The 17,178-nt window shown below is 62.6% G+C and carries 22 protein-coding genes and 1 pseudogene; 17 read left to right on the plus strand and 6 right to left on the minus strand.

The genetic code is table 11. The features are described 5' to 3' along the window. Positions 1-5: 5 nt before the first annotated feature. The 7 genes and pseudogenes from uvrB (at position 6) to FJ949_RS12245 (ending at position 7,146) form a co-directional block, all read left to right on the plus strand. Positions 6-3,167 (plus strand): excinuclease ABC subunit UvrB, encoded by a 3,162-nt coding sequence (gene uvrB, locus FJ949_RS12215; protein WP_140495990.1) that lies wholly within the window; start codon positions 6-8, stop codon positions 3,165-3,167. A 416-nt stretch (positions 3,168-3,583) separates the two neighbouring features. Continuing rightward, the gene (locus FJ949_RS12220; protein ID WP_140495991.1) at positions 3,584-5,110 is read left to right on the plus strand and encodes an ABC-F family ATP-binding cassette domain-containing protein; all 1,527 of its coding nucleotides are present in this window, start codon (positions 3,584-3,586) and stop codon (positions 5,108-5,110) included. 64 nt (positions 5,111-5,174) lie between these two features. Further along, positions 5,175-5,452 (plus strand): annotated as a pseudogene (locus FJ949_RS12225) (type II toxin-antitoxin system RelE/ParE family toxin). Positions 5,453-5,479: 27 nt separating this feature from the next. Next, a complete protein-coding gene (locus FJ949_RS12230; protein WP_140495992.1) occupies positions 5,480-5,788 on the plus strand; it encodes a HigA family addiction module antitoxin in 309 nt (102 codons plus the stop codon). 129 nt (positions 5,789-5,917) lie between these two features. Continuing rightward, positions 5,918-6,100, plus strand: a complete 183-nt coding sequence (locus FJ949_RS12235; RefSeq protein WP_140495993.1) for a hypothetical protein — start codon at positions 5,918-5,920, stop codon at positions 6,098-6,100. A 153-nt stretch (positions 6,101-6,253) separates the two neighbouring features. Beyond that, the gene (locus tag FJ949_RS12240) at positions 6,254-6,679 is read left to right on the plus strand and encodes a glyoxalase/bleomycin resistance/extradiol dioxygenase family protein (protein WP_140495994.1); all 426 of its coding nucleotides are present in this window, start codon (positions 6,254-6,256) and stop codon (positions 6,677-6,679) included. Positions 6,680-6,792: 113 nt separating this feature from the next. Then, positions 6,793-7,146, plus strand: a complete 354-nt coding sequence (locus FJ949_RS12245; RefSeq protein WP_140495995.1) for a DUF1428 domain-containing protein — start codon at positions 6,793-6,795, stop codon at positions 7,144-7,146. Between the two features lie 51 nt (positions 7,147-7,197). On the opposite strand, the gene FJ949_RS12250 is transcribed toward FJ949_RS12245, so the two are convergent. Continuing rightward, entirely contained in the window at positions 7,198-8,832 is a 1,635-nt protein-coding gene (locus tag FJ949_RS12250; RefSeq protein ID WP_140495996.1) for a tetratricopeptide repeat-containing sulfotransferase family protein, read from the minus strand. A gap of 187 nt (positions 8,833-9,019) precedes the next feature. Continuing rightward, entirely contained in the window at positions 9,020-9,244 is a 225-nt protein-coding gene (locus FJ949_RS12255) for a hypothetical protein (RefSeq protein WP_140495997.1), read from the minus strand. 323 nt (positions 9,245-9,567) lie between these two features. Between FJ949_RS12255 and FJ949_RS12260 the strand changes: the two genes are divergently transcribed. From FJ949_RS12260 to FJ949_RS12275, 5 genes are all read left to right on the plus strand, one after another. After that, entirely contained in the window at positions 9,568-9,774 is a 207-nt protein-coding gene (locus FJ949_RS12260; protein WP_140495998.1) for a cold-shock protein, read from the plus strand. A gap of 168 nt (positions 9,775-9,942) precedes the next feature. After that, a complete protein-coding gene (locus FJ949_RS12265; protein WP_140495999.1) occupies positions 9,943-10,212 on the plus strand; it encodes a hypothetical protein in 270 nt (89 codons plus the stop codon). Then, a complete protein-coding gene (locus FJ949_RS12270; RefSeq protein WP_140496000.1) occupies positions 10,209-10,490 on the plus strand; it encodes a hypothetical protein in 282 nt (93 codons plus the stop codon). Before FJ949_RS12265 ends, FJ949_RS12270 begins: the two co-directional genes overlap by 4 nt. A gap of 42 nt (positions 10,491-10,532) precedes the next feature. Continuing rightward, complete coding sequence (locus FJ949_RS30325) at positions 10,533-10,670, plus strand: hypothetical protein (RefSeq protein ID WP_181165218.1); 138 nt, start codon at positions 10,533-10,535, stop codon at positions 10,668-10,670. A gap of 89 nt (positions 10,671-10,759) precedes the next feature. Continuing rightward, positions 10,760-10,984 carry a hypothetical protein gene (locus FJ949_RS12275; protein WP_140496001.1) on the plus strand — a complete coding sequence of 75 codons (225 nt, stop codon included), beginning with the start codon at positions 10,760-10,762 and terminating at the stop codon, positions 10,982-10,984. Between the two features lie 77 nt (positions 10,985-11,061). Here FJ949_RS12275 and FJ949_RS12280 read toward each other — a convergent pair whose 3' ends face one another. Next, the gene (locus FJ949_RS12280; RefSeq protein ID WP_140496002.1) at positions 11,062-11,466 is read right to left on the minus strand and encodes a Kazal-type serine protease inhibitor; all 405 of its coding nucleotides are present in this window, start codon (positions 11,464-11,466) and stop codon (positions 11,062-11,064) included. Between the two features lie 581 nt (positions 11,467-12,047). On the opposite strand from FJ949_RS12280, the gene FJ949_RS12285 reads away from it, so the two are divergent. From FJ949_RS12285 to FJ949_RS12295, 3 genes are all read left to right on the plus strand, one after another. Continuing rightward, positions 12,048-12,260 (plus strand): cold-shock protein, encoded by a 213-nt coding sequence (locus FJ949_RS12285; protein ID WP_006202520.1) that lies wholly within the window; start codon positions 12,048-12,050, stop codon positions 12,258-12,260. Positions 12,261-12,582: 322 nt separating this feature from the next. Then, positions 12,583-12,795 carry a cold-shock protein gene (locus FJ949_RS12290; protein WP_006202521.1) on the plus strand — a complete coding sequence of 71 codons (213 nt, stop codon included), beginning with the start codon at positions 12,583-12,585 and terminating at the stop codon, positions 12,793-12,795. Between the two features lie 190 nt (positions 12,796-12,985). Beyond that, positions 12,986-13,408 carry a BA14K family protein gene (locus FJ949_RS12295; protein ID WP_140496003.1) on the plus strand — a complete coding sequence of 141 codons (423 nt, stop codon included), beginning with the start codon at positions 12,986-12,988 and terminating at the stop codon, positions 13,406-13,408. An 87-nt stretch (positions 13,409-13,495) separates the two neighbouring features. On the opposite strand, the gene FJ949_RS12300 is transcribed toward FJ949_RS12295, so the two are convergent. The 3 genes from FJ949_RS12300 to FJ949_RS12310 all read right to left on the minus strand — a co-directional run bounded on the left by FJ949_RS12300 (position 13,496) and on the right by FJ949_RS12310 (position 15,659). Next, positions 13,496-14,134 (minus strand): MBL fold metallo-hydrolase, encoded by a 639-nt coding sequence (locus tag FJ949_RS12300; protein WP_140496004.1) that lies wholly within the window; start codon positions 14,132-14,134, stop codon positions 13,496-13,498. Between the two features lie 170 nt (positions 14,135-14,304). Then, positions 14,305-14,619 (minus strand): hypothetical protein, encoded by a 315-nt coding sequence (locus FJ949_RS12305; RefSeq protein ID WP_140496005.1) that lies wholly within the window; start codon positions 14,617-14,619, stop codon positions 14,305-14,307. Positions 14,620-14,765: 146 nt separating this feature from the next. After that, the gene (locus FJ949_RS12310) at positions 14,766-15,659 is read right to left on the minus strand and encodes a branched-chain amino acid aminotransferase (protein ID WP_140496006.1); all 894 of its coding nucleotides are present in this window, start codon (positions 15,657-15,659) and stop codon (positions 14,766-14,768) included. A gap of 258 nt (positions 15,660-15,917) precedes the next feature. Between FJ949_RS12310 and FJ949_RS12315 the strand changes: the two genes are divergently transcribed. Both FJ949_RS12315 and FJ949_RS12320 read left to right on the plus strand, forming a co-directional pair. Further along, positions 15,918-16,451: a MarR family transcriptional regulator gene (locus FJ949_RS12315; protein ID WP_181165219.1), complete on the plus strand. Its 534-nt coding sequence runs from the start codon at positions 15,918-15,920 to the stop codon at positions 16,449-16,451. Beyond that, entirely contained in the window at positions 16,438-17,157 is a 720-nt protein-coding gene (locus FJ949_RS12320) for a response regulator transcription factor (RefSeq protein WP_140496007.1), read from the plus strand. The genes FJ949_RS12315 and FJ949_RS12320 overlap by 14 nt, the downstream gene beginning before the upstream one ends. Positions 17,158-17,178 lie beyond the last annotated feature (21 nt).

The following is a 17,178-nucleotide window of genomic DNA, read 5'->3' on the forward strand; positions in this document are numbered from 1 at the left end:
CGGCCATGGCCAAATCCACCGAAAAGAGAACGCCGTCGACGGCGAATGACGACCGCGCCGCGCCCAAGCGGCGCAGCCCGCTGACCGATTTCCTCGACGCCTCGGAGCCGCTGCACGAAGGCGGCTTCGCCGAGATGCCCCAGCCCGAACTGTCCGGCACGCCGCTCACCGGTTCGGTCGCGGACTGGGCCGAGCAGATCGAGCAGGAAGCCGAACGCGAAGGGCGCCAGGCCGGCAAGGACGGCGGCAAGTCGCCGAAGCCATCGAAGAAGATCCCCGAGCGCTCCGCGGCGCCCGGGCGCACGGCGCGTGGCACCTCGATGGGCGGCGCGGCGACAGCCCGCGAGCGCGCTGCGGCCGGCCTCAATCCCGTCGCCGGCCTCGACGTCTCGCTCGAGGAAGCCGAGACGATGACATCGAGCGGCGTCACCGCGACGGTGGCGGCTCTCTCGGCATTGATTGAATCCGGCAATCCGCTGCACAAGGACGGCGTGCTGTGGACGCCGCACCGCCCGGCCCGGCCGGAAAAGTCCGAGGGCGGGATCACCATCAAGATGGTGTCGGATTTCGAGCCGGCCGGCGACCAGCCAACCGCCATCAAGGACTTGGTCGAGGGCGTCCAAAACAACGATCGCACGCAGGTGCTGCTCGGCGTCACCGGCTCGGGCAAGACCTTCACCATGGCCAAGGTGATCGAGGAGACGCAGCGTCCCGCCTTGATCCTGGCGCCGAACAAGACGCTGGCGGCGCAGCTTTATTCCGAGTTCAAGAAATTCTTCCCCGACAATGCGGTGGAGTATTTCGTCTCCTACTACGACTATTACCAGCCGGAAGCCTACGTTCCGCGCACCGACACCTTCATCGAGAAGGAATCCTCCATCAACGAGCAGATCGACCGCATGCGCCACTCGGCGACGCGCTCGCTGCTCGAACGCGACGACGTCATCATCGTCGCTTCGGTCTCCTGCATCTACGGTATCGGCTCGGTCGAAACCTATACGGCTATGACCTTCCAGATGCAGATCGGCGACCGGCTCGACCAGCGCGCTCTGCTCGCCGACCTCGTCGCCCAGCAATACAAGCGCCAGGACATCAATTTCGTGCGCGGCTCGTTCCGCGTGCGCGGCGACACGATCGAAATCTTCCCAGCCCACCTTGAGGATCGCGCCTGGCGCATCTCCATGTTCGGCGACGAGATCGAGGCGATCACCGAATTCGACCCGCTGACCGGCCAGAAGACGGGCGAGCTGAAAAGCGTCAAGATCTACGCCAATTCGCATTATGTGACGCCGCGCCCGACGCTGAACCAGGCCATCAAGTCGATCAAGGAAGAGCTCAAGCACCGTCTGGTCGAGCTCGAGCGCGCCGGCCGCCTGCTGGAGGCGCAGCGTCTGGAACAGCGCACCCGCTTCGACCTGGAAATGCTGGAAGCCACCGGCTCCTGCGCCGGTATCGAGAACTATTCGCGCTATCTCACCGGCCGCCAGCCGGGCGATCCGCCGCCGACCCTGTTCGAATATATTCCCGACAACGCGCTGGTCTTCATCGACGAAAGCCACGTCACCGTGCCGCAGATCGGCGGCATGTATCGCGGCGACTTCAGGCGCAAGGCGACGCTTGCCGAATACGGCTTCCGCCTGCCTTCCTGCATGGACAACCGGCCGCTGCGCTTCGAGGAATGGGACGCCATGCGCCCGCTCTCGGTCGCTGTCTCGGCAACCCCCGGCGGCTGGGAGATGGAGCAGTCCGGCGGCGTGTTCGCCGAGCAGGTCATCCGACCGACCGGCCTGATCGACCCGCCGGTCGAGGTGCGCCCGGCCAAGACCCAGGTCGACGACGTCGTCGGGGAGATCCGCGAGACGACCAAGGCCGGCTACCGCACGCTGGTCACCGTGCTGACCAAGCGCATGGCCGAGGACCTCACCGAATATCTGCACGAGCAAGGCGTGCGCGTGCGCTACATGCACTCCGACATCGACACGCTGGAGCGTATCGAAATCCTGCGCGATTTGCGCCTCGGCGCCTTCGACGTGCTGGTCGGCATCAACCTTTTGCGCGAAGGCCTCGACATCCCCGAATGCGGCTTCGTCGCCATACTCGACGCCGACAAGGAAGGTTTTTTGCGCTCGGAGACGTCGCTGATCCAGACCATCGGCCGCGCCGCCCGCAATGTCGACGGCAAGGTCATCCTCTATGCCGACCAGGTCACCGGCTCGATGGAACGCGCCATGGCCGAGACCAATCGCCGTCGCGAAAAGCAGATGGAGTGGAACGCCGCCAACGGCATCACGCCGGAATCGGTCAAGTCGCGCATCTCGGACATTCTGGATTCGGTCTACGAGAAGGACCATGTCCGCGCCGATATCTCGCAGTTCACCGACAGCGCCGGCGCCATGATGGGCAACAACCTCAAGGCCCATCTGGACGCGCTGGAGAAGCAGATGCGCGACGCCGCCGCCAACCTCGATTTCGAGAAGGCGGCCCGCATTCGCGACGAGATCAAGCGGCTGCGTGAGATGGAGATGTCGATCTCCGATGATCCGCTGGCCAAATACGCCGATATGGAAAGCCCGGTCTCGGGCCGCGAAAAAGGCAAGCACAACAAGGGCGTGGCCAGGCATCGTACATCGGAGGAACAGGAGCGGTTCCGCAAGCTCGACGAAGCACGCGCCGCCGAAGAGGCAGCCAAGGCTGCCCGGCCCAATCTCTTCCGCAAGCCCGATCTCGACGAGATGGGCGCCGATGGCGCGGTGCCGGTGAAGAAGCCCCTGTTCGCCAAACCGTCGATCGACGACATGGGCCCAGGCACCGACATGCCGACGCCGGCCGGTGCCGTGTCGCGCTCGCTGTTCAAGAAACAATCGGCGTCCGAAGCACACGGCTCGGATTTCGGCATTCCCGGCGAGCCGACCAAACCGCTGTTCAAGAAAAACTCTCTCGACGAGATGACCGTGCGCCGCACCGAGAAACCGGTCGAGGGAAAAGTGCCGGCGAAGCCTCAGCCGATCTCTCCCGTTGTTGGGGCCGGCAGGACAGACGGGGGCGCGAAGGAACGCGAGGACAAACCCGTCGTGCGCCAACGCGCCGGCATTGGTTCTTATGAAGACCCCGGCGACGCCCGCCGCGAAAAGCGCCGGCCCGCGAAGACAGGACGGCCCGGAAAGTAGTTCGTTCGAAAGGCCGGCGGGACGGCGCCCCCTCTGTCCTGCCCGTCCTCCACAGCAGCTGCGCTGCAGCTGCGGAGGGTGGACCGGACATCTCCCCCGCGAGTGGGGAGATTGGCAGCTTCAGCGCCCCGCTCGACGCTACCCTCCTCTTGCCCAGCGCATGACCTTTGGTGTACTCAGTCCCCACACCCAAACGTCTTGAAAGGAGGGCTGCGTGTTTATCGATCACCATCGTCAGCGTGGCCCGATTTCCGCCCTGCGAGCTTGCTTGCAGGGCTGACCAGGGACGGTCCGGGTTTTTCCCGCTTCGATTTTTTGGTCTGCCCTTCGTGGTGCGCATTGCCGAGCCTGATGGCCGCTTGCGCACTGACAAAGTGCATTGAGCCGGACTTTCCGGATAGACCAGAGAAATCGACATGGCCCTGATCAGCCTCAAATCCCTCGGCGTCACGATGAGTGCGCCGCTCTTTTCCAATCTCGACCTCACCATCGGCAGCGGCGACCGGCTCGGCATCGTTGCCGCCAATGGTCGCGGCAAGTCGACCTTGCTCAAATGCCTGGCCGGCGAGATGGAGCCGACCTCCGGCGACATTAGCCGCACGCGCGGCTTGCGCGTCGGCCATGTCGAGCAGTCCGTTCCTGCTGCCCTGCTTGGCCGCAGCTTTCATCAGGTGGTGGCTGACGCTTTGCCGCCCGAGCAAGCCGAAAGCGAACTATGGCGTGTCGATGTGGTGCTGGATTCGCTCGACGTTCCTGAGGCGATGCGCGAGCGAGAGATGCAGGCGCTGAGCGGCGGCTGGCAGAGGCTGGCACTGATCGCGCGTGTCTGGGTCACCGATCCCGACATGCTGCTGCTCGACGAACCGACTAACCATCTCGACCTTGCCCGCATCAGCCAGCTCGAAACTTGGCTGAACGCGCTACCGCGAGAGGTGCCGGTGGTGATCGCCAGCCACGACCGCGCCTTTCTCGACGCCGCCACCAACCGCACGTTGTTCCTGCGCCCGGACCAGTCGCCGGTGTTTTCCCTTCCCTACTCCCGCGCCCGGCAGGCCCTCGATGAGGTCGATGCCTCGACCGAGCGAAAATTCCAGCGCGACATGAAGGTGGCGCAGCAATTGCGACGCCAGGCTGCCAAGCTCAACAATATCGGCATCAATTCGGGCAGCGACCTTCTCACGGTCAAGACCAAGCAGCTCAAGCAGCGCGCGGAGCGACTTGAGGACGCGGCGGCCCCGGCGCATCACGAGAAATCGGCGGGGGCGATCCGGCTGGCCAATCGCGGCACGCACGCCAAGGTGCTGATCACGCTCGACGACGCGGCGGTGGAAACGCCCGACGGCACGCTCTTGTTCAGGACCGGCAAGCGCCACATCTGCCAGGGCGACCGCATCGTGCTGCTTGGCCGCAACGGCGTCGGCAAGTCGCGCTTCGTCACGCTGATCCGCAACGCCATTATCGAACCCGACACGGTTCAGAACGTGAAGGTGACGCCGTCGACGGTGCTCGGCTACAGCGACCAGGCGCTGTCCGGCATCGGCGGCGACGATACGCCACTGGCGATGGTGTCGCGCCGTTACGATGTCGGCGAACAGCGCGCCCGCTCTCTGCTTGCCGGCGCCGGCGTCGGCATCGAGATGCAGGAGCGCAGGATCAGTGTGCTGTCCGGCGGCCAGAAGGCGCGGCTGATGATGCTGGCGCTGAGGCTCGCCAATCCGAATTTTTATCTGCTCGACGAGCCGACCAACCATCTCGACATCGACGGCCAGGAAGCGCTGGAGGAGGAATTGCTCAAGCACCAGGCAAGTTGCGTGCTCGCCTCGCACGATCGCTCCTTCATCCGTGCCATCGGCAACCGCTTCTGGCTGATCGAGAGGCGGCGGCTGACCGAAGTCGACGATCCCGAGGAGTTCTTCCGCTCAGTGGCTGAAGGGGCGGGATAGATCGGATTGTAAATTATCCGCTTACAGGTCCTTGAATCTTGTAAGCGATCTGTTTACATACGTCATGATCAAGTCTTTCAGGAACAAGGCCCTGTCAGAGCTCTTTCAAACCGGGAAAACCGGCAAGATCGACGCCAAGATGCACAAGCGCATCTTGTCCGGCTTGACCGCCTGGAAGCTTCAGAAAAGCCGGAGGAGATGAACCTTCCTGGCTTTGCCTTCCATGCGCTGAGAGGCTTCGATCCCATCCGTTACACGGTCCACGTCAACGGCCCGTGGTGCATCACGTTTGAATTCGACGGCAAGGACGCCGCCCGCGTCGATTTCGAGCAATACCACTGAGGCGGCCAGATTGGAGAAGTTCGACCAATGAGCGTGCACGAGCCGACGCGTCCTATCGAGCTCTGTCCCTCCCACCCGGGAGCGCTGCTTGAGGACATTATCCCGGCAACTGGAAAGACCAAGGTGGAAATTGCAAACCTGCTCGGCATCTCCCGGCAGCAGCTCTATGACATCATCCGCGAAAAGAAGCCGGTTTCACCGGCTGTAGCCGCCCGCCTTGGGAAGCTGTTCGGCGACGGGGCCGCGATCTGGCTTCGCATGCAGGCAGCTTTCGATGCCTGGCATGCCGAACGTGAGGTGGATGTTTCGGCTATTCCGACGCTCAAGGTTGCGTAGGCCGTGGCGCTCGAATGAGAAATTAAACGCTGCGAGAAAAAAAACGACGACCTGTCGGATCGCCTGAACCTGCCTCGTCCTTGGGATGCCGACACGATGATGCCGGCGCCAACCCAGGGAGAATGCATCATGTCCGTCCTTTCCTCCATCGGCCGCATCGCAACCCGATATGCGGCGGCGCGTGCCCGCCATCGCAGCGAGCGCATCCTGCTTTCGCTGCCCGTCGAACTGCGCAAGGACATCGGCTTTCCGGAACTCTTCGACGCGCAGAACAGCCGCCGCTCAGCCGCCGTCCCGGCCAGGGTCATATGAACGGCCGAGCCATGCGTCTATTGCTGGAGTTCGCCGGTCGCCCGGCCAGTCCGGGCCCGGCCCACGAGAAAAATTTCAAGCCCATGTAGGACCGCCGTCACCTCACGCGTCCTATGTCCGCAAGGCCAAATCAAACGTGAAGAGGAACACGCAATGACCGACCAGACCCCTGTTCAGCCCAAGGCGAAAGTGCTCGGCGGATTGACCCCCTATCTGCAGGTGGACGGCGCCTTCAAGGCTGCCGAATTCTACCAGAAGGCGTTCGGCGCCGAACAGGTCTTTGCCTACCCCGCGGACGAAAAAGGCCGCACGATGCATGTCCACCTCCACATCAACGGCTCGACGCTGATGTTGGGCGACGCCTATCCCGAGCACGGCCACCCGCACCAGGCGCCGCAGGGCTATACGCTCCAGCTTCATCTCGGCAGCGACGAGATCGACGGCTGGTGGCAGCGCGCGGTCGACGCCGGCTGCGAGATCGTGACGCCGCTGCAGGTGATGTTCTGGGGCGACCGCTGGGGCCAGGTGAAGGACCCTTTCGGAGTCGCATGGGCGATGAACGCTCCAGTGGAGCAATAACCGTCGCAATTCGATAGCGGGCGTCAGCACTCTCGGCGAGAAGTGCGCGCCCACCTGCCCCGGGTCGCATCCCTGCCGGCCCGGCGCCGGATGCAGCAAACAAGGAGATTGCCATGTCCTATGTCGACGGTTTCGTGCTTGCCGTGCCAAAGGCAAAACTCGACGATTACAAGAAGCTGGCCAACACCGCCGGCGCCGTCTGGAAGGAACACGGCGCGCTCGCCTATGTCGAGTGCGTCGGCGACGATGTGCCTTATGGCGAGGTCACGTCGTTTCCACGCGCCGTGCAGGCCAAGGACGACGAAGTCGTCATCTTTTCCTGGATCGTCTACAAATCCAGGCAGGACCGCGACGCGGTCATGGCCAAGGTGATGGCCGATCCACGATTGCAGCCGGATATGTCGACAATGCCGTTCGACGGCAAGCGCATGATCTTCGGCGGATTCCAGACGTTCATGGAATTGTAGGCAACGCACTTGGGCGGAGCGGGAGCGCTCCGCCGGAAATGCCGAGCCGCATTAAGCCAGTCTGTCCAGCAGGGGCTTCAGCCTGTCGCCGTAGCGCTTCCACAGGTCGACCGAGCCTTGATACATCGGCTGGCGCACCTGCGCGGCGGAAGCCGTGCGCACCGGCCGGTCGGTCTGGTGGAACGACAGCACGGCATCGTCCCATGGCAGCCCGAGATAGTCGATCAGCGCCCGGCTCTGGCCTTCCTGGTCGGCGACGAAATCCTCGTAGCGCACATCGTGCACGACGCCAGGCAGCACCTTGTGCCAATGCGCCATGATGTCCGTGTAGAGATTGTGGAAATCGGCGAGTTCGCCCAGATCATAGCCGTAGCGGTGGCTGTCGCCGCGGAAATGCACCTTGTAGATCGAAAGGCAGGTTGCCGCCGCATCGCGGGCGCAATGGATGATCCTGGCCTTTGGCATCATCATGTGGATGAAGCCGACAAGCAGGAAGTTGCCCGGCATCTTGTCGGTGACGTGGCGCATGTGCGGATAGCGGGCATGCAGCATGTCGAGATAGGCGCGTCCCGCCTCGGCAAAATCCGTATCGGGCGCATCCGAAACGCCCCAGGGGAAGCCGCCGGGCATGGTCGCCGGGAACTGCCTGCCGACCGCCGTCTTCAGGATGCCGAGTTCGCCGGCGCCGTAGACCTGCGGATGGCTGGCGATGATCTGCTCGACCAGGGTCGTGCCCGAACGAGGCATGCCGACGACGAAGATCGGCGTATCGTCGGAGATCGCGCTGGGCCTGTGCTTCTGGAAGAAATCCCTGTCGAACACCGTTTTCATAGCCTCGAATTCGGCGCGTGTCCTTTCCGCGTCGTAGTCGATGCCCTTGCGGCGGATGGCATTGCCTTCGGCGAAATAGTCGAAGGCTCTGTTATAATCCTTCAGATCGTCATTGACCTTGCCGAGGCCGAAGGCAAGCTGCATGCGCGCCAGGCTGTCCGGCAGCGCCTTGGCGTGCTGGGCCTCCATCCCGGTCAATTCGGCATCGCGCTCCTTCTGACGCTTGACCTGCGTCAGCATCAGCCAGGCGCGCGCCATGCCGGGATCGGCCGCCAGCGCCTGCCGGAACAGGTCGGCCGCCTCGTCGAGCTCGCCTTTTTCCATCAACCCGACGCCCAGCCCGTGCAGCAGTTCGGCGTCCTTCGGACGGATCGACAGCGCCCCGCGAAAGACGGCCAGCGCCTCGTCCAGGCGCCCCGCTTCCTGCAAGGTTTCGGCAAGCCCGATGCGGGCGCGGAAATGGAAGGGATTGCGCGCGACCGTGCCGCGATAGATCTCCTCGGCGCCCTCGAACTGCCCAAGCTGTTTCAGTGACGAGCCGAGATTGTCGCGCGCCGCGAGCTGGTCCGGCCGCAGCGCCACCGCGCCGCGGAAGAAGTCGGCGGCCGCCGCGACACGGCCGAGATCGCGCATCACCGTGCCGAGGTTGTTGAGGAAATCCGGATTCTTCGGCTGCAAGCGCACCGATTGCTCGAGGAGACCGAGCCCCTCGGCGCTGCGCCCGGTCTGGTGCAGCAAAAGACCGAGAAAATGCGCAGCCGCCGCATGGTTGACCTTGTGCGTCAGCACTTGCCGATAGAGCGCCTCGGCCTCTTGCCGCCGCCCCGCCTGATGCAGTTGCAGCGCCCTCTGCACATGCTGGTCGAGACTCGACGGCGGCTGTCCGCCCGAGCCGGAGTTGGCGCCAGCACCCGCCGCTCGTCTCTGATCTCTGTTAATGGGAAACCTGCCGTGTTTGTCCGCCTGCCGCGATCTAGGCCATTGGCGCGGCGGGTTCAAGGCTTTGCTTGGTTTCTTGCGCTTGCCATCGGCGCGGACAAGATCAAATCAGCCGGTTGGTCTCAGCCGTCTGCCTGGCGCGCCGAACCGTTCCGTCAGTATCGGCGATCGTCCGCCTTTCAGCCTCGTCGCTTCTGATGGTCAGCCGCGCCGACTTGACGATCATAGGTTTGCCGGTACGCCCGATGGCGACGGCATATGCGGTGGCCGGCCTGATAGGCGGGTTGATCGCTGTGGTATTGCCTCTTGAGCTTCTCGCAGAAACCATGGTTTTTGTCCTTTTTGGAGAAATAAAACGCAAATTTCGGGAGCGGACCCCAAAATGATTTTTTGAGAATTTTTGGAAAATATCACCAAACCATAGCAGAGTTTTTCAAATGGACGCAGCAATCTTTTTCCTTTGGCTTACTTATTTTTCCAAATCTTCTTGAAACCCATGCAAAGTCGAGCTACATATATATAAGCGTTTGGGCCAGAATTGGCATTTCGCGGCGTCAGAGGTTCTCGACCCGCCAATCTCACTCCAAATCATCGATATCGGCAGCGCGGCGCATTTGCTCCGCGACCGTTCTCATTCTTCGAAAGATACCCATGAACACCGGAACCGTGAAATTCTACAATGGCCAGAAGGGTTTTGGCTTCATTCAACCAACCGACGGCGGCAAGGACGTTTTCGTCCACGTCAGCGCATTGGAACGCGCGGGCTTTCCTGGCCTCGCCGAAGGCCAGAAGCTGCAATTCGAGTTGGAGCGTGATGCCAAGGGCCGCGAGTCGGCCGCCAATTTGCAACTGATCTGATCCGGCCGAATTCGATGACCGCTGACCACGGATGTACTGGCAGCTCTCGAAAATGGCTTATTTCCAGCGATTGCCGGAAATAGGAAAGCGGGGCTCGTCCCCGCTTTTTTGCTTTGAGGCTCTCCGCCTCGCATGTCGCCACAGGGCTTAAAACATCAAGGCAGGACAATGCCGGACCGCACGACCCATTCCGTCGCACATTTCATGGCTCCTTTCGTACTCGGCGGGCTGGAAGGGCAACTGCCGGCGGGCGACTACGACATCGATCACGACGAAGAGCTGATGGAGGGCATGTCGCGGCTTGCCTGGCGCCGCGTCGCCACCTTCATCCATTTGCCGGCAAGAGCGGTGAAAAACCCGACCACCAGTCAACTCGTCGCCATCGATTACCTGGACCTCGAAACAGCGCTGAAGCGCGACAGGGAGAATGCAGCATGATCCGTTTCCAGCAGAATGCGCGTCCGCGCACCGACACGCCCTCGCATCTCTTCGCGGTCGGCCAGACCGTGCGCATGAAGAGCCGCACAGGGCTCCTCAACAAGACAACGGAACTGTTCGAGATCAAGAGCAGGCTGCCGGTCAAGGACGGCTCCCCGCAGTACCGCATCCGCAGCGAGCAGGAGACCCACGAGCGGGTCACCACGGAAGACAATCTCGAACCAGCCGACAATCCGATTGGTGACAATCCGACTGTTGGCAACAATCCGGCGGTCTGAGACCCCGGCGCCGCCAGACCACCAGCACGAGGAGCAGACAAGATGGCCAAGGGTCAACAGCGCAGCAACCGCGAAACACGAAAGCCCAAGAAGGACAAGGTGGTGGCCAAGCCCGCCTCCCCGTTCGGCTCGTCGGTCAAGCAGGCCGAGAGCGGCCTGAAGCCGAAATCGAAGAGCTGATCGCGGACGACTTCTTCCGCGCCCATCCCTGCCGCAGAATCTCCTGCCGGAGAATCTCCCTGGCGGAACAACGCATCATGGAGGCGTCCTTGAATTTCGTCATCGAGTTTTACCGATCGCGCGAAGCCGAGGAAGCGACGCTCGACAAGGTGTCGCTGGAAGCCCCTACCCTGCGCGCAGCCTGGCAGGGCGCCACCGCGCTCTTCCATACGCTCGCAATGCCGCAAATCCCCGACCGCGTGCGCATCTGCGATGAGCACGGCAGCGAGCTTTACTCCGGCCCGGCCGACGGCGCCTATCCATCCGCGTTGTGACCGTCACACGTCCCCGAAATTTGTTTTAGACGGCATCCGCGTTTCCCAAAGTACGGAAAAGACGAACACCCGGCCTTTCAGCAGCGGCCCCCGCCAACGATGCGGTAGTCGGCGGCGCGTGCCTCGCAGGCGTTGGGGAAGGTTCGCAACTCTCCGCCGCGCCGGGCGCAGACCGGCGCGTATTCGCGGGTGCAGAAAGTCTGCTCGCCGCCACCCTCGCCGCCGTCACGGCAGGGACCGTCGCGCACGATGCCATAACCCGCCCGGTCGGCAAGACAGGCATTGGCGAAGGTCTGGCGGTCGCCACCGCGCCGGGCGCAGACGGGCTCGTACTGTTTGGTGCAGAATTGCGGTCCCGGCCGCGGCGGCCGTGGCCGCGGTCCCGGGCCGTCGTCGACGACCACTGTACAGGCGGCAAGAACAGCCGACAGGAACAGGACGACAAAACCCTGTCGCGAGAAGATTGCCGCAAGAAACCTCATGATCGTCTCTCCCTCGATCCTCGCCTCGCTGCGTGCCGCTCCAAATACGCAGCTGTTCGGGACAATGATATTCACGAAGCAAAGGCTCAAACCAGTCGCGCTGTTGCGATCCTCCGCATTCCATCGCCGATTGCAACCCTCGTTTGCAGCCGGCTGCTAAAAAGAACGTCGCCTGGATTATCCCGGCGCCTCGCACCGCCAGCCGTCGCCGCCGCTGGCCCATGCGTGACGGGGCTGTGGCCGATGACCCCTCAGGCAACGAGGCCTATTTGCGGCGCGTCGATGCTCGGATTGGTCGATTCATGAGTCGGGACGCGCCCATCGGGGGCGGCCCGCGGCGCTATCTTGCAACCTTCACTTTTCCGTGCGATAAATTCCGTGTTCGGGCATTTGCGACCCGGAGAGCGGAACGTTTTGGACGACCTTTCCCCGATACTGTGAATCTCTGACGGCCCCGTTTTTCGGCGGGGGGTTTGACCATGCGCCAATGCATGACTGCCGAAAGCTACCACCGGGAACTGCCCTCGACGCGAGGTGGCGGGCAGGACCATCAAGACTGAACGGGTGAAGGAGTTTCCCCAATGGCCCAGACCGGCACCGTTAAATTCTTCAACGCGACCAAAGGCTTCGGTTTCATCACGCCCGACGGTGGCGCCAAGGACGTATTCGTCCACATTTCCGCGATCGAGGCCTCGGGCCTGCGCACGCTCGTCGACGGCCAGAAGGTCACCTTCGACGTCGAGCCGGATCGCATGGGCAAAGGCCCCAAGGCCGTCAACCTCCGCGCCGCCTGAGCCATCGGCCAGCAGCACGCCCTTCCTGGCCGTGCGACTGAGGCTCCGAAGCTTGAATGACTTCGGAAGAGGCAAACGAATTTTGAAGGCGCGGCGATTTTCGTCGCGCCTTTTTCATGTCGCAGCGCAGCAAAAATGCTGTCGCCCCAAAGTGGATCCGGTGTCGGGTCAACGACATGCATCATAATGAAAACTTAAAGCGCGACGCGCTTTAAGTGCCCGCAAAACTTTCTCTTGCCGATGACGCTAAAATAAAGGACAAATTTCCATTCGGGCATTTGCCGGCCCGAGACTGGAGTTTATGGGATCAAAGGAGCTTCCCATGCCGCAGACCGGCACCGTCAAATTCTTCAACCATGCCAAAGGGTTCGGCTTCATCACACCGGATGATGGCGCGAAGGATGTCTTCGTTCATATTTCGGCCGTGCAGGCGTCGGGTCTTCCCGGTCTTGAGGATGGGCAGAAAGTGACATTCGACACCGAGCCTGACAAGCGCGGCAAGGGTCCCAAGGCCGTCAACCTGTCGATCGGCTGAGCCTGCTCCGGAACGGCGGCTGTTCTGGCAGGACAGCTTCGCTCCCTGGAGCGTTCGATAGTTGATGCCCGTGCCCTCCGGTCAGGCAAAAATTCGTTCAGCCCCCGTTCAGCCACGGTCTCATATTAATCTTTCGTAAAGCCGGACCGCATCCCCGGAATTCTTACGGGCCGGCACGAAGGAGATCGACATGAACCGAATTTTCAAGACAGCCGTGCTGTCCGCCGCAGTGGTTGCCACCACGTTCGCGGCCTTGCCCGCGGCCAATGCGGGCGATTGGCGTCACCGCCACCATCATGACCATGGCGATGCCGTTGCCGCCGGCGTCCTCGGCCTCGCGGCCGGCGCGCTGATCGGCGGTGCGTTGGCCAACCAGCAGCCGCCGCCCCGCGACTACTACGATGATGGCTATTACGATCGCGATGTGCGGATTCGCCCGGCGCCGGTCCGCCGCTACTATGCCGAACCGCAAGTGGTCTACGCCGACCGCTATGCCGAACCGTGGACGCGCGGCTGGTACGACTATTGCTCCGACCGGTACCGCACCTTCAACGCCCGCACCGGCACCTTCACCGGCAATGACGGCGAGCAGCATTTCTGCACCGCTAACTGATCAAGGGCTTCCCTGCCTCAACAAAAGCGCTGACCGCAAGGCCGGCGCTTTTTTGTCAAGCCGGCACCGGCTTCGGCGCGACGCGCTTCACGTCAAAAACGGATTGCTCCGCCGCTCCTCGCCGAAACGCCCGCCCGGACCGTGGCCGCAGATGAAGCCGATGTCGTCGCCGAGCGGCAAAAGCTTGTCCTTGATCGAGGCGATGAGTGCCGCATGATCGCCGCCCGGCAGGTCGGTGCGCCCGATCGAGCCGCGAAACAGCACGTCCCCGACATGGGCGAATTTGGCCGCGCGGTTGTAATAGACGACATGGCCGGGCGCGTGGCCGGGGCAATGCAGCACCTCGAAGAGATGCGAGCCGAACGAGACCGTCTCGCCTTCGGTGAGAAACCGGTCGGGCACGCAGTTGCGCACGCCGGCAATGCCATAGCGCTCGCCCTGGTTCTCAAGATTGTCGAGCAACATCCTGTCGGCCTCGTGCGGGCCGATGATCTCGACACCGAGCGCTTCCTTCAACTCCATCGCGCCGCCGGCATGGTCGATATGACCATGCGTGATCCAGATCGCGCCGGCCGATATCGCATTGTCCTTCAGCGCCGCCAGCACCTTGTCGATATCGCCGCCCGGATCGACGACGACACCGTGCTTGTCGTCCATGTCGAACAGGATCGTGCAATTCTGCTGGAAAGGCGTGACCGGCACGATGCCGGCATTGAGCTGACCCATGATCGTCCTTTCGATGTTCACGCCGTGATGTAGAGGCGCGAGCGAAGGGCGTCCACCCTTGGGATCGGTCGTTCCAAAGCGCGTCGCGTCGAAACGCATTCATGCGGCGCGCTCTGGAAACAGAAATGGGCGGCCGAAGCCGCCCATTTGGCCAGCCCGAGATCGCAGGCTTACTTCTTCATGGCGCCCATGACCGCGCCGATAATGCCGGTCAGGATCGCGCCGCCGCCGGCGCCGCCGACGATGTTCTGCAGGTTGAGCGCGCTGCCCAGACCACTCGTCGCTGCCGCAGCCGCTGCCGGATCGACTGTGCCGCCGAGCAGGCTGCCGAGGATCGCCGCGCCGCCGACGCCGCCAATGGCGCCGCCCAGGATCTTGGGAAGCTGCCCCAGCGCCGCCGTCTTGATCGCCGCGCCGACCGCCTGACCACCGATGATGCCTGTAATGATCTGAACGATGATCGGAAGAAGCGTATTCATGTCCATCTTACCAGTCCCTCCATAGCTGCCAGCCTCCCGGGCCGACACCATCATGGAGACGCTGAATTCGGCGAAAGTCAAATGCAGAAACGCTGAAATAAAAGGGGCGGCCCGAAAACCGCCCCTGCTTGCGTGAAAAGCTGTGACTTTCGTTATTCTGCGGCGATCGCGTGCTTCGGCTGAACGGCCGCAGAATAGTCATTCATCAGAGTCTTGGCGATCTCGCCGACCTCGAATCGGTACGGCCCGATCTCCGAAACCGGGGTCACTTCCGCTGCCGTTCCAGTCAGGAAGCACTGCTCGAAGCCCTCGAGTTCTTCCGGCATGATGGCGCGCTCCACCACCTCCAGGCCGCGGTCCTTGGCGAGGCCGATGACCGTGCGGCGGGTGATGCCGTCGAGGAAGCAGTCCGGCTTTGGCGTGTGGATCCTGCCGTCCTTGACGAAGAAGATGTTGGCGCCGGTGGCTTCCGCGACCTGGCCGCGCCAGTCGAGCATCATGGCGTCGGCATAGCCCTTGGCCTCGGCGGCATGCTTGGACATGGTGCAGATCATATAGAGGCCTGCAGCCTTCGATTTGGACGGCGCCGTGCGCGGGTCGGGCCGGCGCCATTCAGCCATATCGAGACGTATGCCTTTCAGCTTCTGCGCCGGATCGAAGTAGCTAGGCCACTGCCAGATGGCGATGGCGCAATTGATGCGGTTGTTCTGCGCCGAAACGCCCATCTGCTCGCTGCCGCGCCAGGCGATCGGCCTGACATAGGCATCCTTGAAGCCCTGCTTCTTCAGCAGGGTGCTGGAGGCGTCGTTGAGCTCGGCCACCGAATAGGGGATCTTGAAGCCGAGCAGCCGCGCCGATTCATGCAGGCGCTCGGTATGCTCGTTGAGCTTGAAGATCTCGCCACCATAGGCGCGCTCGCCCTCGAACACCGCGCTGGCATAGTGCAGGCCGTGGGTCAGCACATGGATCTTGGCCTCGCCCCATTGCACGAACTCGCCATTCATCCAGATGAAGCCGTCCAGTTGATCAAAGGGAACGGATGCCATGGTAACCTCCCGCGGGCGGCAGCCCGCATATCGTTGTTCGTTGCGTGCTCTTGTCGGCCGCGCCATCTGGTTGGGGCGCCTGCCGCTGTCTGGAAAGGTAGGCGGATAATCGTGCTCTGGCAAACTCAGGAAGTTCCGGAAAACCCGGCCTGCCTTGCCTTTTCGTTCGCAATCCGCCCAAAACCTTGTCAAAAATTACCATTGCAGGGAAATTACGTCAATAGTACTGACATAATCTTCCCTGCCCATGGAGAAAAGATGACGGATCGAAGCCGAGCAGCCGGGACACCGATCAGGACCGCGATGTCAATCGAGGATGGCATTGATTTCGCCCTCATCGAGCTGTTTTTCTTCGCCTATCGCGATTTCACCTCGGATCCCGATCAGATCCTGGCCGACTATGGCTTCGGCCGCGCCCACCACAGGGTGCTGCATTTCGTCAACCGCAGGCCGGGCCTGACGGTCGCCGAACTGCTCGATGTCTTGAAGATCACCAAGCAGAGCCTGGCGCGCGTGCTGAAGCAGCTGATCGACACCGACCATGTCGTGCAGTTGCAAGGGCCGCGCGATCGTCGCCAGCGCGAACTGTATCCGACCGCCAAGGGCCGCGCGCTGGCGCTGGCGCTGGCACGGCCACAGTCGCGCCGCATCCATGCTGCATTGGAAGATTCCGGAGCCGCCGAACGGACCCAGGTGGAACGCTTCCTCGAAGCAATGGTCAATCCGGAACTGAGAGCCCAGATCGACGTTGGGTCCGCAAAAATGTCAGGGAAAAGCCATGGAGAGCACTGAACGCGCTGATCACGCGGCCGCACCGGACGACGATGCGCCGCATTTGCTTGTGGTCGATGACGACACCCGCATCCGCAACCTGCTCAAGCAATATCTGACCGAAAACGGTTTTCGCGTCACCGTCGCCGGCAATTCGGGCGAAGCCCGGCGCAAGCTCGCCGGCCTCGACTTCGATCTTCTTGTGCTGGACGTGATGATGCCCGGCGAAAACGGCGTCGATCTGACCAAGGCGCTGCGGGCCGAGAAGAACGTGCCGATCCTGATGCTGACAGCGCTATCGGAGACCGACAGCCGCATCACCGGCCTGGAGGCCGGCGCCGACGATTACCTGCCAAAGCCTTTCGATCCGCGCGAATTGATCCTGCGCATCAACAACATCCTGCGCCGCGGCGGCCCTGCGACCACGCCCAAGGTGGAGCAGCTCGTCTTCGGTCCCTACACATTCCAGATCGCCAGGCGCGAATTGAAGCGTGGCGGCGAGGCGCTGAAGCTGACCGATCGCGAGCAGGAGATCCTGGCGATATTCGCCGCGCGCGCAGGCGAAACCATTCCACGCCACGAACTGGTCGGCGACGAATCGGATGTCGGCGAACGCACCATCGACGTCCAGATCAATCGGCTGCGCCGCAAGATCGAGCGCGATCCCTCCAATCCGGTCTGGCTGCAGACGGTCCGCGGTATTGGGTATCGGCTCAGCGTCGAATAGACTACCGCCTTCGGCCTGCCT

This window comes from Mesorhizobium sp. B2-4-1 (assembly GCF_006442185.1).
Classification (GTDB): Bacteria; Pseudomonadota; Alphaproteobacteria; order Rhizobiales; family Rhizobiaceae; genus Mesorhizobium.